General features: G+C 32.4%; 19 protein-coding genes and 1 other RNA gene. 19 read left to right on the top strand and 1 reads right to left on the bottom strand.

The features are described 5' to 3' along the window. Window positions 1-21: 21 nt before the first annotated feature. Window positions 22-858, top strand: coding sequence for an ion channel (locus FD18_RS01925; protein ID WP_057718291.1), 837 nt, complete (start codon window positions 22-24; stop codon window positions 856-858). Window positions 859-903: 45 nt separating this feature from the next. Here FD18_RS01925 and FD18_RS01930 read toward each other — a convergent pair whose 3' ends face one another. Continuing rightward, window positions 904-1128 (bottom strand): hypothetical protein, encoded by a 225-nt coding sequence (locus FD18_RS01930; protein WP_057718292.1) that lies wholly within the window; start codon window positions 1126-1128, stop codon window positions 904-906. A 109-nt stretch (window positions 1129-1237) separates the two neighbouring features. Here FD18_RS01930 and FD18_RS01935 point away from each other — a divergent pair, with 109 nt between their 5' ends. The 18 genes from FD18_RS01935 (at window position 1238) to FD18_RS02015 (ending at window position 13380) form a co-directional block, all read left to right on the top strand. After that, entirely contained in the window at window positions 1238-1849 is a 612-nt protein-coding gene (locus FD18_RS01935) for a class I SAM-dependent methyltransferase (RefSeq protein WP_057718293.1), read from the top strand. Window positions 1850-1926: 77 nt separating this feature from the next. Then, entirely contained in the window at window positions 1927-2109 is a 183-nt protein-coding gene (locus tag FD18_RS01940; protein ID WP_057718294.1) for a hypothetical protein, read from the top strand. Between the two features lie 305 nt (window positions 2110-2414). Then, on the top strand, window positions 2415-2684 hold the full coding sequence (locus FD18_RS01945; RefSeq protein WP_094495897.1) for a lactococcin 972 family bacteriocin: 270 nt from the start codon (window positions 2415-2417) through the stop codon (window positions 2682-2684). Window positions 2685-2742: 58 nt separating this feature from the next. After that, entirely contained in the window at window positions 2743-4728 is a 1986-nt protein-coding gene (locus FD18_RS01950; RefSeq protein WP_057718296.1) for a hypothetical protein, read from the top strand. Between the two features lie 11 nt (window positions 4729-4739). Beyond that, the gene (locus tag FD18_RS01955) at window positions 4740-5393 is read left to right on the top strand and encodes a putative bacteriocin export ABC transporter (RefSeq protein ID WP_057718297.1); all 654 of its coding nucleotides are present in this window, start codon (window positions 4740-4742) and stop codon (window positions 5391-5393) included. 21 nt (window positions 5394-5414) lie between these two features. Then, window positions 5415-5741, top strand: a complete 327-nt coding sequence (locus tag FD18_RS01960) for a YxeA family protein (protein WP_057718298.1) — start codon at window positions 5415-5417, stop codon at window positions 5739-5741. A gap of 73 nt (window positions 5742-5814) precedes the next feature. Continuing rightward, entirely contained in the window at window positions 5815-6297 is a 483-nt protein-coding gene (gene tadA, locus FD18_RS01965; protein ID WP_057718299.1) for a tRNA adenosine(34) deaminase TadA, read from the top strand. A gap of 33 nt (window positions 6298-6330) precedes the next feature. Beyond that, window positions 6331-6411, top strand: an RNA gene (ffs, locus tag FD18_RS09265) — signal recognition particle sRNA small type. 62 nt (window positions 6412-6473) lie between these two features. Next, window positions 6474-8282, top strand: a complete 1809-nt coding sequence (dnaX, locus tag FD18_RS01970; RefSeq protein WP_057718300.1) for a DNA polymerase III subunit gamma/tau — start codon at window positions 6474-6476, stop codon at window positions 8280-8282. 13 nt (window positions 8283-8295) lie between these two features. Then, on the top strand, window positions 8296-8625 hold the full coding sequence (locus tag FD18_RS01975; RefSeq protein ID WP_057718301.1) for a YbaB/EbfC family nucleoid-associated protein: 330 nt from the start codon (window positions 8296-8298) through the stop codon (window positions 8623-8625). A 1-nt stretch (window position 8626) separates the two neighbouring features. Further along, window positions 8627-9226 (top strand): recombination mediator RecR, encoded by a 600-nt coding sequence (recR, locus tag FD18_RS01980; protein WP_057718302.1) that lies wholly within the window; start codon window positions 8627-8629, stop codon window positions 9224-9226. Then, window positions 9223-9459: a YaaL family protein gene (locus FD18_RS01985; RefSeq protein ID WP_057718303.1), complete on the top strand. Its 237-nt coding sequence runs from the start codon at window positions 9223-9225 to the stop codon at window positions 9457-9459. Before recR ends, FD18_RS01985 begins: the two co-directional genes overlap by 4 nt. A gap of 107 nt (window positions 9460-9566) precedes the next feature. Then, window positions 9567-10208 carry a dTMP kinase gene (gene tmk / locus FD18_RS01990; protein ID WP_057718304.1) on the top strand — a complete coding sequence of 214 codons (642 nt, stop codon included), beginning with the start codon at window positions 9567-9569 and terminating at the stop codon, window positions 10206-10208. Window positions 10209-10221: 13 nt separating this feature from the next. Beyond that, complete coding sequence (locus tag FD18_RS01995; protein WP_057718305.1) at window positions 10222-10548, top strand: cyclic-di-AMP receptor; 327 nt, start codon at window positions 10222-10224, stop codon at window positions 10546-10548. Then, complete coding sequence (locus FD18_RS02000) at window positions 10548-11405, top strand: DNA polymerase III subunit delta (RefSeq protein WP_057718306.1); 858 nt, start codon at window positions 10548-10550, stop codon at window positions 11403-11405. Before FD18_RS01995 ends, FD18_RS02000 begins: the two co-directional genes overlap by 1 nt. Window positions 11406-11415: 10 nt before the next feature. Next, the gene (yabA, locus tag FD18_RS02005; RefSeq protein ID WP_057718307.1) at window positions 11416-11760 is read left to right on the top strand and encodes a DNA replication initiation control protein YabA; all 345 of its coding nucleotides are present in this window, start codon (window positions 11416-11418) and stop codon (window positions 11758-11760) included. A gap of 4 nt (window positions 11761-11764) precedes the next feature. Next, complete coding sequence (gene rsmI / locus FD18_RS02010) at window positions 11765-12622, top strand: 16S rRNA (cytidine(1402)-2'-O)-methyltransferase (RefSeq protein ID WP_057718308.1); 858 nt, start codon at window positions 11765-11767, stop codon at window positions 12620-12622. 17 nt (window positions 12623-12639) lie between these two features. Beyond that, complete coding sequence (locus tag FD18_RS02015; protein ID WP_057718309.1) at window positions 12640-13380, top strand: acyl-[acyl-carrier-protein] thioesterase; 741 nt, start codon at window positions 12640-12642, stop codon at window positions 13378-13380. Window positions 13381-13417: the final 37 nt, after the last annotated feature.

The raw sequence follows: 13417 nt of genomic DNA on the forward strand, positions 1-13417 counted from the left end.
ATTTTTGTTTACAATAAAATTATGATTAAGAAGAATTTTTATAAATGGTTTAAAGCTACCTTGGCCATTATTTCAATTATTTTAATTGTATTAGATTTTGCGGCAATAATTGATATTAATGGTGCTAATAGTAAATGGTTTTGGCTTAATAATATTATTTTAATTATTTTAGCGATTGATTATTTTTATCGCTTATATTTAGCAAAAGATAAGCAAGTATTTTTTAAAAATAATATTTTTGAATTATTGGCAATTATTCCGGTAGGAATTGCTTTTAATTGGATGAAATTTGCTCAATTAGGTGACATCGGTCTTTACTTTCGCTTGTTACGTTTAATTCGGCTGGCAGGTCTTGTGGGAATGCTAAAGGATATCTTGCATACTCACGGAATTTTATATGTAATATATTTTAGTATTGCCTTTTTGATGCTAGGTTCAGTTGCTATTTCGATTACAGAGCATGTTTCACTTGATCAAGCTTTTTGGTGGGCTATTACTACTGCTAGTACAGTTGGCTATGGTGATATTTCCCGTCATACAATTTCTCCGCAGTCCTTACTTGGAAAATTAGTAATTCTAGCGATGATTCTAATTGGAGTAGGGGTAATGGGAATTGTTACTAGTTCTCTTACTACATATTTAATGAGAAGAAATGAGGGCAACATTAGCATTAAAGATAAAGATGCGGAATTGACTTTGATTTTAGATAAATTAGACCGCCTAGAGGAACAAAATAAACTTTTAGCTGAACAAAATCAAAATTTACAAAAGCAAATCCAGGAATTAAAGCCTACCCATACTCCTAGCGAGTGGAATAAGTTTAGGGACTGGATTGAAAAGAAAAAAGATAAAAATTAAAGCGTAAATTCGATAGACCCTATTACTGTTGAATTTACGCTTTTTTTAGATAGATAAATAAAAATGTAAGATGATCATAAATAGAATGTAGCAAACTGCGATAATAATGATTACCCAGCCAGTTGTTAACCAGAATCTTGCCCAAGTTTGGCTATTTGTTGAAAGAACGCGTCCAAATACAGGTTGTTTGCCTTTTATTCTAAATCCTGTCCATAAACAGATAATTCCGATAATAATTGCTAAAATAAATATAGGAATAGAAATCGTCATTCCATCTCTTCCTTTCTGTTCTGTAACATTCTAATTATAAAACTTTGTAGAAAAAAGCAAAGCAGAATTGATAAACTATAAATGATAAATAAAAGAAGCGAGAATAATTATGGCAAAAAAGAATCAAATGTATTTTGCGGCTAATCCAGATGCTAAGCATGATGAGCATTTAGTTGATTATCATATTGACAATATTGACTTAAAATTTACAACTGATGCAGGTGTATTTTCAAAATTGAGAATTGACTATGGATCAGGTGTGCTAATCAAGACCATGAAAGATATCGATTTTCCAAAAAATGGAATTCTTGACGTTGGAACTGGGTATGGCCCGATGGGATTATTTGCTGCAAAATTTTGGCCTGATCAAGAAGTCGATATGGTAGATGTAAACGAGCGTGCCTTAGACTTAGCTAAAAGAAATGCACAATTTAATCAGGTAGATAATGTGAATATTTATCAATCAGATATTTATGAACAAGTGGATAAAAAATATGGGCTAATTATTACTAACCCCCCAATTCGTGCCGGAAAGAAAGTAGTGGACCAGATTTTAACTGAAGCCAAGGATCATTTAGTTGAAAATGGTGTTTTATTAGTAGTAATTCAGAAAAAACAAGGTGCACCAAGTGCAAAGAAATTAATGACAAAAGTATACGGAAACTGTGAAATTTTAGCTCGTGATAAGGGATACTATATTTTAATGAGTAAAAATAATTAAATATATAACTAAAATGATTTATAATGAAAGCGAATACAAAATAAGAAACGAAATACTTTGAAAGAAGTGAATTCATTATGAAACTGTTTATTAATATTATTTTAGTTTTGATTGTTTTGGTTGGTCTTGGTGGAATGATTTATTTATCGGTCAATGGTAATCGTTTTTTGGGAGCAGCTGGTTTGGCTACGCTTTACTTTGTTGGATCAATTGGCTATTTTGTTGATTGTTATACGATTAAAAAACATGGCCGAATTTAAGTAGAAAGGGTCAAAGGATCTTTTTTATTTTTACTTGTTATCCTATACATGAATATGTTTTATAATGAATTTATTTAAGTGAGCTGGTTAATTTAGCCAGCTTTTTTTAGTTATAACTTGATCCTTAAAGATATCGGGAGCGACTTACGTCTTAAAAATTATATAAGGTTATGCCGTAATAAAAAATTAGACTTTTTATTGTAATTTATGAAATATTGTATTATTTTTAATAAAAACAAAAAATATTAATAAAAAATATTAAGAAAGGAAGGGAATTATCATGAAAAAGAAAGGTAAGTAGAATTATAACTGCTCTTGCAACGACTGGAGCAGCGTTAGCATTAACTATCACGCCAGCCTTGGCAGCAACAGTTTATGCTCAAGGAGGAACTTGGAATTATGGAGTAGGTAATACCTATGTCTGGTCATATTATTCACATAATGGTAGAACTCACAGTGCTTCCGTGAAGGGAAACTACTCGACTTCTAGTGGATGGACACGACCAGGAGTAACTGCAAGAGCTTCTGCTACGAAGGCATGGATGGGAAACCAATCATATTACAATGTGAAATAATTTATAAAGGGAAAAATAATAACGCATTAGATGCGCTATTATTTTTGTATATGAGAAAATGTTTAGGATTGTTAAATTAGGAATCTTTGGAATTATAACTGCTCTTAGTTTGATTTTACTTGGTATGCTTACTCAGCAGTTGGATAAGGGAAATGTTCCTGGAAGTCCTACTGTTATTGAAGTAACCAATCAAAATGGAAAGTATTCTAAAAAAAGAGTATTTGATGAATTAAAGAAAAGTGCTACTCAAAATAACTATCAAATTAGTTTAGTAAGATTAAATACCGTAACTGGGAATACATCAAAGTCATTTTATAATTTTAATGATAAATTAAATCAAAATATTACCTATTTCAAAAATTCAGATATTTCAAAAATAAACGACCAGAAACTTAATTTAGAAGAAGTTAAAGGACGTTACTATACCAACGCTGATTCTCAATCACTTAAAGAATTGAGTAAAAAATTATCAAGCTTAGGATTGAGTTTTACAATTTATCATATTTCTTTACTCAGCCTTTTAAAAAATGAAAATAACATAATTAGCTATTTACCTATATTTATAAGTCTTTTAGCTATTTTACTTATCATTATGTTGATTGAAAAAATTTATTCATTTAAAAAATATGCAGTTTTAAGGTTAAATGGATGGTCGTATTTACAGATAATAGTTAACGATCTAAAACGAATGCTTGTATCATTTAGTACTTTAATCGGCATATTTTTAGGACTGAGTATCGGTTATACGCTTTTAGTGATGAATAAAGATGGGATTATATTTTGGCTCAAATATAGTTTCTTAGTGTTGATATTTATATTTGCATTTTTCATCGTTTTGGATCTTATTTCCTATACTGTGTTAGCATATATTAATCTTTATCCAGCTTTAAAGGGACAAACTTATACTAGACCTTTCGTTGCTACAGGATATATCTTTAAAATATCTTTGATAATTTTAACTACTATCAACGTCTTAAGCTTACACCATACGGTTGAGACTTTTAGAAATGACCAGACTATAATGCATGAATGGATTAAGCACAATAGTGGTTATATTCTTCAATTTACTAATGTAGATGATAAAAATGTAACCGAAACAGATAAATTAGGGAGTTTAACTAGAGAAACAATGGATTTAATGCCGAATAATATTGTTTCAAGAAATTCACAAGAATTTCATCCTAATTTACAAGATGATACTCCAGAAAGTGGAAATGTACTTTTTGTTAATAAAAACTACTTTAAATACAATGAAATCAAGAGTACTAATAATAAAAAAATCAGTTTTAAAGATATTAAAAATAAAAATTTTACAATCTTATTTCCTATAAATAGAGAAAATCAGAGACAGAGTTTTATCAAAAAATTTAATGAATTTATAAATTTCCAGGAAACTTTATCAGGTACAAAAAAGATGAAGGGAAGTTTAAAGATAGTTACTTATGCGAACAATCAATCTATTTTTAATTATACAATTGGAAAAAAAATTGTTGATTCAATTTCAAGAGATCCAATTATTGTAGTAATAAATGATTTGAATGCCTTATCGGATAATTTCTACTATTCTGCAGCAACTCAAGGGATGATTCAGTTTTTTGATTTAGACAAGTTGCAGCGAACTTTAAATAAAACTGGACTTTCTAAGTATATTGGTGGAATTACAGATGCTAAAACAAGATTGGCTAACTTTAGAATTGAGTTAGTCCAGCGTATTACAATTTTATCCTTAATAGTTATAATTTCTTTAATTCAATTAATTTTAGTTATTGCATTTATCAGTTTATCCTTTATACAAAAAAATCGCTCAAAATTAACAATTAATAAATTATTTGGTCAATCAAATATAAATTTGGTCTCTAGATTTGTTTTATTTAATTTAAGTATAGATACAATTTTATTTTTATGTGTGTTCATAGTCCAAAAAGCATCCTTTAGTTCTCTTTGGTACTTAATTATCTATTTAATTGCAGAGGGTTTAATTATTTTCTTTCTTTCAAATCGATCTGAAAAGAAACTACTTTTGACGTTAAATAAAGGAAATTAAGGAGGATCAGTATGTTATCGGCTATTCAGATTAGTAAAAAGTTTAAAGATAGAATTATTTTAAACGAGACTTCATGTGAATTTGAAAAAGGAAAGAGCTATGCAATTATTGGTCGGAGTGGTGCAGGAAAAACTACTTTTTTAAATATTCTTGGGGGACTAGAACAACCCGACTCTGGGAAGATCTGTATCTCTGGAAAAGAAGTAAATGAAAAAAATATAGACAAATTACGAAGAGATACATTAGGATATATTTTTCAAAATTTTGGATTAATTGATAATGATTCTGTTAAGAGTAACTTATCGGTTGGGATAAAGCATAAAAAGATATCGGAATCTCAAAAAATAAAATTAATGCATGAGGTTCTTGAGCAATTAGATTTGAAATATTTAGATTTAGAACGAAAAGTTTATACTTTAAGTGGAGGAGAGCAGCAGAGAATAGCCTTGGCGCGCATAATCTTGAAACAACCTCAAATAATTTTTGCAGATGAGCCAACAGGATCCTTAGATCCAGATAATGCTTCACTTATTTTAAAACATTTATTGGCAGATTTTAGTAAACAGGCAATAATTTTAATAGCAACCCATGATCCGAAAGTATGGAATGCCTGTGATTACGTAGTTAAATTAAACAATCATACTATTCAATTTGTTAAAAATTAAGCTTTAATGCAGGGGGAAAATATGAAGAAATTTAAAATAGGAGTTATTTCACTTCTAACTGTACTGGTAATAGCAATTATTGGAGTTTTGACTGTTCATACGTCTGCTACCGATCGTTTAAATCCATTGGTTAGGGAAACAGTTAGTTATGCTAAGGTTCCAAAAAACACTCAGAATTACAAACAAGTAACGATCATTAACCCAAAGGATAGTAAAACTAGAGCTTATAAAATAAAACAAGTAGGTGGTTATGATCCAAATCAGGAATATATTAAGATCCATCATAAGGGTCAATATGTAAAATCAATTTCATACATTACAAAAAATCAATTTTATAACCAACAATAAAAATTTTTAGCTAGCAGGTCGCTAGCTTTTTTCTTTTTGTTAAAATATAAGCAGAAATTAAAGAGGAAGATCCATGTTAACTAAAAAGCAAAAAGAAAAATACATGCACCTAGCCTTTGAACAGGCAAAAAAGGCTGAAGAACAAGGTGAGGTACCAATTGGTGCAATTGTTGTAGATAAAAATGGCAATGTGATTGGCGAAGGATATAATAGACGCGAGCTTGATGAAGATGCAACGCAGCATGCCGAAATGATTGCGATTAGACAAGCCTGTAAAAAATTAAATTCCTGGCGCTTAGTCGACTGTAGTTTATTTATTACGCTTGAACCATGCCCTATGTGCAGCGGGGCAATCATTAATTCAAGACTGGCTGAAGTTTACTATGGTGCTTTTGATCCAAAAGCTGGAGCAGCAGGTAGCGTAATTGATTTATTTAAAGTGGAAAAATTTAATCATCATCCTCAAATTTATGGTGGTTTATTTAGGGATCAAGCTGCTCAAATGCTAAAAGATTTTTTCCGTGAAATTAGACGTAAACAAAAGCAAGATAAATAGTGGAAAAATAAATCAAAATACTGTATTATAGTTTGTGGGCAATGTCCGACCTCCAAATTGTGTCAGGACCGGAAGGTAGCAGCACTAAGGTTACTTGGGCATGTGCCTTTTTTTGAGAAAATAAACAGCTCTTAGCTCGTTTGAGCTAGGAGTTTTTTTGATAAAGGAAGTGCAAAATGGCTTATCAAGCGCTATATCGTAAGTGGCGTCCTAGAACTTTTGATGGAGTTGTAGGGCAGACAGCGATTACTGATACATTAAAAAATGCAATCAAGCGTGGCAAGATATCACATGCTTTTCTATTCGCAGGACCACGTGGTACTGGTAAAACATCATGTGCTAAAATTTTTGCCAAGGCCTTAAATTGTACTAATCTGCAAGACGGAGAACCATGTAATAAGTGTGAAAACTGTCTTGCAGCAGATCAAGGAACAATGAATGATATCATCGAAATCGATGCCGCCTCCAACAATGGTGTTGATGAAATTCGAGATATCAGAGATAAAGTAAAATACGCCCCAACACAAGGTAAATATAAAGTCTACATCATCGATGAGGTTCATATGCTTTCGATGGGAGCCTTCAATGCCTTACTTAAGACACTAGAAGAGCCACCAGAGCATGTGGTATTTATCTTAGCTACGACTGAACTTCAAAAGGTTCCTGCAACTATTATTTCAAGAACTCAGCGCTACAACTTTAAGCGGATTGATCAACATGATTTAATTGCTCGAATGACTTATATTTTAGGCCAAGAAAAAATTGACTTTGAAGAAAAGGCCCTTGAAGTAATTGCTCAAGTAGCTGATGGTGGAATGCGTGATAGTTTAAGTATCTTGGACCAGATCTTGTCTTATGATCAAGATAAGGTTAAATATGAAGATGCTTTAAGAATCACCGGATACGCTGCTCAAGAAAAAGTTGAACAAGTATTATTAAATTTACTTAATGGTGAAACCTCGACAGCTCTTGAAATAGTTCATGGTCTCCTAAAAGACGGCGCATCAACTAAAAATATTTTAGACGAGTTGATTAGTTTAACTGTTAAAGGGATGCTGGCAATTAAGAGTAATAAGGAAGAAACTTTTTTAACTGAGAATTATGCCTCTGAATTAGCTAAAATTCCAGAAGAAAAGTTTTATAATTTAGTCCAAGCAGCTAATACTGCTTTAAATGATTTACGCTATACTAATCAGCAACAAATTCCGCTTGATGTATTTGTAGTTCAAGTAACTCAAGCTCCAGTAAAAAATGAATCTGCGGGCCAAGCAGCGGAAGCAATTTCATCAGATATTGTTCAAACTCTAAAAAATCAAATTGACACTTTAAGCAAGCAAGTTGCTGAATTGAAAAATCGGCCAGCGCCTGCTAGAAATATTACTTCAGACTTTTCTGGCACAATTAAAACTGAAACTAAGTCACAAATTAAACCCCTTACCGATAAAGAAAATCAACTAGAACAAAAGCCGAGAAGAAGAAAGGCTAGTTCTAATAACCAAGCGGCTCAAGAAAATAACCGCCGGCAAGTATATCATGTGCTTGAAAATGCCACTAAGGAAGATTTAAATACAGTAAAAGATATTTGGCCAGACTTACTGTCTACTCTAAAGGTTTCTCAACGAGCTGTAATGGAAGTTTTGGATCCTGTAGCTGCAAGTCATGAGCAAGTTGTTTTAAAATGTAAATATGAATTATGGTTTGAACGAGCAAATCAAGATGGGGATCTAATTTCTCAACTTGAAGCTGAAATTGCTAAGTTAACAAAGCATAATTATAGTATTGTTTTAGTTGCAGATTCTTCATGGTTGAAAGTACGTCATGATTTTGTGGCAAGTCATAAAGAAGAGTTACTTGCTAAAAAATTTCAAAGACTAGAAAAATCTGAACAAGAAGCAAATGGTAATCAAATAGATCCAGAAGCCAAAAAGCAAGTCATTGATAAGGCAAAAGAACTTTTTGGTGATCTAGCACAAGTTAAAGATTAAGGAGAGAAAAAAGATGAGTAGAAGACCTAATTTTGGCGGTATGGGCATCGGCAACATGCAAGGAATAATTAAACAGGCTAAGAAGATGCAACAACAAATGGAAGCTGAACAAGCAAGTTTGGCTACTCAAGAATTTGTAGGTAAATCAGCTGATGATATGGTTATTGCTACATTTAGTGGGGACCGTAAGTTAAAAGATTTAAAGATTAATAGAGAAGCAATTGATCCAGATGACCCAGATATGCTTCAAGATTTAGTTATTGATGCTGTTAATAAAGGAATTAAAGCTGTTGATGATGCGACTCAAGCATCAATGGGTAAATATACTAAGGGTTTGATGTAAGATGCAATATCCATTACCAATTGCACGTTTAATTGATAATTACATGAAATTGCCTGGTATTGGTGAAAAAACAGCAACGCGATTAGCTTTTTATACAATGGATATGCCTGAAGATGATGTAGAAGATTTTTCTAAAGCATTAATACAGGTAAAAGAAAATCTTCATTCTTGTTCGATTTGTGGCAATATCACTGAAAGCGATCCATGTGAAATTTGTCGTGATACAAATCGTGACCACTCTACCATTATGGTAGTTGAACAGCCTAAAGACGTAATGGCTTTTGAAGAGATGGGCGAATATAATGGTTTGTACCATGTCTTACATGGAGTTTTATCGCCAATGGATGGAGTTGGACCAGAAGAAATTAATATTAAAAGTTTAATTACTAGGCTTCAAAAACAAGATGATGTGAAAGAAGTTATTCTGGCTTTAAACTCTAGCCCAGAAGGAGAAGCAACTGCCATGTATTTGGCTAAACTCATTAAGCCAGCTGGTTTGAAGGTAACACGTCTTGCTGCAGGACTAGCCGTAGGTAGCGATATCGAATATGCAAATTCAATTACTTTAAAGCGTGCTGTTCAAGGGAGAACAGATCTATGATTGGAAAAAGGCATAAAGTTAAAAAAGCAGGAGACGAACGATTATTAAGGATTGTGGCTCAACTGCAAAGACAACTTGCAGAACAGAAAGTTTTCGACCAAACAACGGTTGATTATTCATTTGATAATCGTGTTTTAAATAAAATTCTTCATGCAAAATTTATTTTTTTATATGAAGAAGCAAGAAGAAGAAACACTAAATCTAGTAGCTCATCAAGCGTTATTACTAGATAATGTAGTCCACCAAAGGTGGGCTTTTTTTATGGAAAAATAAATAATCTTAAAAAAACAAGTCTGTCTTTCTTTTTTCTTTTACAGTACAATGCCAAGTGGGGGTAAACATGAGAGGATATTTAATTACATTTGAAGGCCCAGATGGGGCAGGAAAAACCACAGTTATCAACGAGCTTATCAAGCAATTACCTAAAACTTTGCAAGAAAGAACAATTGTTACACGCGAACCTGGTGGATCTAAAATTTCCGAAAACATTAGGACAATTATTTTAGATCCAGAAAATAAAGAAATGGATGATCGAACTGAAGCTCTTCTTTATGCAGCTCAAAGAAGCCAGCATGTTAGTGAAGTGATTCGTCCTGCTTTAGCAGCTGGTAAAATTGTTTTATCTGATAGATTTATCGATAGTTCTTTAGCATATCAAGGTGTGGGTAGAGATTTAGGCGTTGAAGAAGTAAAACAAATTAATGATTTTGGAACTGGCGGACTTGAACCAGATTTAACGATCTTTTTAGATTTAGATCCAGCGGTTGGCTTGTCTAGAATTGAAAAAGAACGTGCAGGTCAAGAAGATCGGCTTGAGCAAGAAAAATTAGAATTTCATAATAAGGTTTATGCAGGCTATTCTGAGCTTTTAAAGCTATATCCTGATAGAATTAAAAGAGTAGATGCAAATTTGCCGATCAAGGATGTTGCAGCCAATAGTGTTAAAATAATAAGAAAGCAATTACCTGATATTTTTATGTAAGGATTTGGTAAGAATGAAACTTGTTTTAGCAATTGTGCAGGATAAAGATGCAGATGCATTAGCGAAAGAATTTATTCAAAATGATGTTCGGGCAACTAAATTAGCTACTAGTGGTGGATTTTTAAAGGCAGGAAATACAACTTTTATTGTTGGTATTGAAGATTCACGAGTAAATGAAGTATTAGAAATCATTAAGAGGAGTTCACATACTAGAGAACAATATGTTTCTAATATGAACATGGATGCGGCTGGTACGTCGATGTTAGGCAAACCTGTACAAGTTACTGTTGGTGGAGCGACGGTCTTTGTATTACCAGTTGAGGAATTTAAGCACTTTTAATGATTGATTTAAAGAATATAGGTAGTAAGCAGGTTGATCTTTTAAGGGATGCTTATCTAAATAAAAAAGTTGCTCATAGTTACTTGTTTGTTGATCCTATGCAAAAAAAGGGACTTAATACAGCTTATTGGCTTGCATGTCTTTTTAATTGTACGGGAGAAAACAAGCCAGATGGGACTTGCAACAATTGCCAAAGAATTTTGGATGGAAATCATCCAGATGTCTTTTTGGTGAAATTAGAGGGAAAACAAACTCTCTCTATTGATCAGATTCGTCCCTTAAAAGAAGAACTGGCAAAGAGCCCTGTTGAAGGAAATCGTCGATTTTTTATAATTGAAAATGCAGAAAAATTAACTTTAGCTGCTAGTAATGCTCTTCTTAATTTGTTAGAAGAACCTGTTGCACCAGTAGTTACAATTCTGATTACAAATAATGAAAATCAAATTTTACCAACAGTTAAATCTAGAACGCAGATTCTTAATTTTTCTGATGAAAAAATTGATAGTAAAAGAGCCGAGCTACTTGAATATGGTTTAACTGATGAAGAAATAGATGATCTCGGTGATACGAATAAGCTTGAAGAAGAGAGCAAATATTTATTTCAAGAATTATTAGAGCATAATGATTTAGCCTTAGTACGTGTTAGTCGAATAAGTAGCCTTGCTACTAAGTCTGCAAGTCAAAAGTTTGTTTTTTACCAGCTTAAGACTTTGGCTCTAAAGAATTTAGAAGCAAATAAAAAGTTAAGGGAAATCGCATACTTGTTAGAATTGTTAATGATAGCTGATAAGATGCGAGCTAGTAATGTTAGTTTCCACAATACGTTAGATTATTTAGTATTGAGTTTTGAACGGTAGGTGTTTTTGAGTGGATCCATTTTCACAATTGTCACAATTACAGCAAAATCTTCAAGCAATGACAAAAACTGTTGCCGGTCTGGAAAATGACATGCTTGAAGTATTAAAAGAAAATACAGAATTAAAGGTTGAAAACCAACTATTAAGAGAAAAAATTAGTAAGTTAGATGCAAATAAAGAACCAGCTGAGAATAAGTCTCAAGCTGGTTTAAAATCATTACGCAATATTTATGACTCAGGTTATCATATTTGCAATATGTATTATGGTTCTCATCGTGAATCTGGTGAAGACTGCATGTTTTGCTTAGATATTTTAGATAACTTTGTAAATCATAGGCAAAAGAGTAGGGGATAAAATAATGCAAGTGCAGAGTAGTTTTAATGAAAAAGATAAGGGACGTCTGTATCTTGTCCCTACTCCAATTGGAAATTTAGAAGATATTACTTTAAGAGCTAAGAGAATTCTGACTGAGGCTGACTATATTGCTGCTGAAGATACAAGAACCAGTGGTATTTTGCTTGAAAAAATTGGCGTTCATAATAAGATGATCTCTTTTCATAAGTATAATTCAAAAGAACGTGCACCAGAGTTGATTAAGTTGCTTAAAGAGGGAAATACAATTGCAGAAATTTCTGATGCTGGAATGCCAGTTATTTCTGATCCTGGTTATATTTTGGTACAAGAGTGTATTAAAAATGATATTCCAGTAGTATCTCTTCCAGGACCTTCTGCTTTTGCGACGGCTCTAATTGCGTCTGGTTTTGATGCACAACCATTTACTTATTATGGTTTTTTACCTAGAAAGAGCAGCGAGCAAAAGAAATATTTTGAAATGATGGATCAAGCACGTGCTACATCTATTTTTTATGAAGCACCGCACCGTTTAAAGAAAACTTTGAAAACTTTAGCGGAAGTAATCAAGCCAGATAGAAAGATTGCTTTAGCTCGTGAGTTAACTAAAATTCATGAAGAATATATCAGAGGATCAATTAGTGAGATTAATGAGTATTTTACTAAGAATGATCCACGTGGTGAATTTGTGGTTTTAGTTTCGCCAAATGAAGAAGAGGAAAAGCAACTCTCCTGGGATGAATTGATTAAGCAAGTGGCTGATCGAGTTAAAGCTGGCGAAAGTAAAAAAGATGCTATTAAGTTAGTTGCTAAAGCTAATAAAGTATCAAAAAATGAACTCTATGATAAATATCATCAAAATTAATTGCGTGGTGAGCGTTAATGGAAAAGATTTTTAAAGAAGGACATCAGGTTACTTATGGTGACTGTGATGAAACAGGAAGAATACAACTTCCTAAGTTAATTGAACATTTTATGCAAGTTTCAAATGATCAATTAACTCAAGGAGGAGCAGGTATCAAGGATTTGTTAAAGCAAAACTTGGGCTGGGTAGTGGTTGAATATCATCTTGATGTTGAGCGTTTACCTAAAGCTGGCGAAAAAATTACGGTAACAACTAATGGTAGTGGTTATAATCGCTTTTTTGAATACAGAGATTTTGGTATAATTGATTCTACTAACAAAAAGATAGTAGATGCTAAAAGCCAGTGGGTAATTTTAGATTTGGAAAATCGAAAAATTACTGAAGCAGATAGTCAAATGATGGAAAAGTTTGGAAATCCGTATTTGAAGCATATGCCACGCTTTAAGAGATTGCGTCCTTTAAAAGAAAAGGAGTATGAATCAAATAAGACATATGCAGTTAGATATTATGATTTAGATACGAACCATCATTTAACTAATAGTGTTTACTTTGATTGGATGATTGATACCTTACCTAGAGAGTTTTTAAATTCTCATACTATTAAGAGTATTGATATTTCATTCAAGAAGGAAGTACAATATGGCGCTCAAGCTTTATCAGAGGTAAAACTTGATTCAGAAAGACTTATTTCGTATCATTTGATTTCTAATCAAGGTGAAACTTCTGCTTTAGCTGAGATTATTTGGAGAGAAAATTAGAGGCATGACTTGTTAGTAAAGTCGTGCTTTTTTTGGA

Source organism: Lactobacillus taiwanensis DSM 21401 (assembly GCF_001436695.1).
In the GTDB taxonomy this organism is placed as follows: Bacteria; Bacillota; Bacilli; order Lactobacillales; family Lactobacillaceae; genus Lactobacillus; species Lactobacillus taiwanensis.

Excerpts from the sequence above, each read along its gene's own strand:
- FD18_RS02000 (WP_057718306.1), top strand. The coding sequence starts at position 10,548 with ATGATTGATTTAAAGAATATAGGTAGTAAGCAGGTTGATCTTTTAAGG.
- tadA (WP_057718299.1), top strand. The coding sequence starts at position 5,815 with ATGTTAACTAAAAAGCAAAAAGAAAAATACATGCACCTAGCCTTTGAA.
- dnaX (WP_057718300.1), top strand. The coding sequence starts at position 6,474 with ATGGCTTATCAAGCGCTATATCGTAAGTGGCGTCCTAGAACTTTTGAT.
- FD18_RS01985 (WP_057718303.1), top strand. The coding sequence starts at position 9,223 with ATGATTGGAAAAAGGCATAAAGTTAAAAAAGCAGGAGACGAACGATTA.
- rsmI (WP_057718308.1), top strand. The coding sequence starts at position 11,765 with ATGCAAGTGCAGAGTAGTTTTAATGAAAAAGATAAGGGACGTCTGTAT.
- FD18_RS01975 (WP_057718301.1), top strand. The coding sequence starts at position 8,296 with ATGAGTAGAAGACCTAATTTTGGCGGTATGGGCATCGGCAACATGCAA.
- FD18_RS01955 (WP_057718297.1), top strand. The coding sequence starts at position 4,740 with ATGTTATCGGCTATTCAGATTAGTAAAAAGTTTAAAGATAGAATTATT.
- FD18_RS01925 (WP_057718291.1), top strand. The coding sequence starts at position 22 with ATGATTAAGAAGAATTTTTATAAATGGTTTAAAGCTACCTTGGCCATT.
- tmk (WP_057718304.1), top strand. The coding sequence starts at position 9,567 with ATGAGAGGATATTTAATTACATTTGAAGGCCCAGATGGGGCAGGAAAA.
- FD18_RS01935 (WP_057718293.1), top strand. The coding sequence starts at position 1,238 with ATGGCAAAAAAGAATCAAATGTATTTTGCGGCTAATCCAGATGCTAAG.
- FD18_RS01995 (WP_057718305.1), top strand. The coding sequence starts at position 10,222 with ATGAAACTTGTTTTAGCAATTGTGCAGGATAAAGATGCAGATGCATTA.
- FD18_RS01960 (WP_057718298.1), top strand. The coding sequence starts at position 5,415 with ATGAAGAAATTTAAAATAGGAGTTATTTCACTTCTAACTGTACTGGTA.
- recR (WP_057718302.1), top strand. The coding sequence starts at position 8,627 with ATGCAATATCCATTACCAATTGCACGTTTAATTGATAATTACATGAAA.
- FD18_RS01950 (WP_057718296.1), top strand. The coding sequence starts at position 2,743 with ATGTTTAGGATTGTTAAATTAGGAATCTTTGGAATTATAACTGCTCTT.
- FD18_RS02015 (WP_057718309.1), top strand. The coding sequence starts at position 12,640 with ATGGAAAAGATTTTTAAAGAAGGACATCAGGTTACTTATGGTGACTGT.
- FD18_RS01930 (WP_057718292.1), bottom strand. The coding sequence starts at position 1,128 with ATGACGATTTCTATTCCTATATTTATTTTAGCAATTATTATCGGAATT.
- FD18_RS01940 (WP_057718294.1), top strand. The coding sequence starts at position 1,927 with ATGAAACTGTTTATTAATATTATTTTAGTTTTGATTGTTTTGGTTGGT.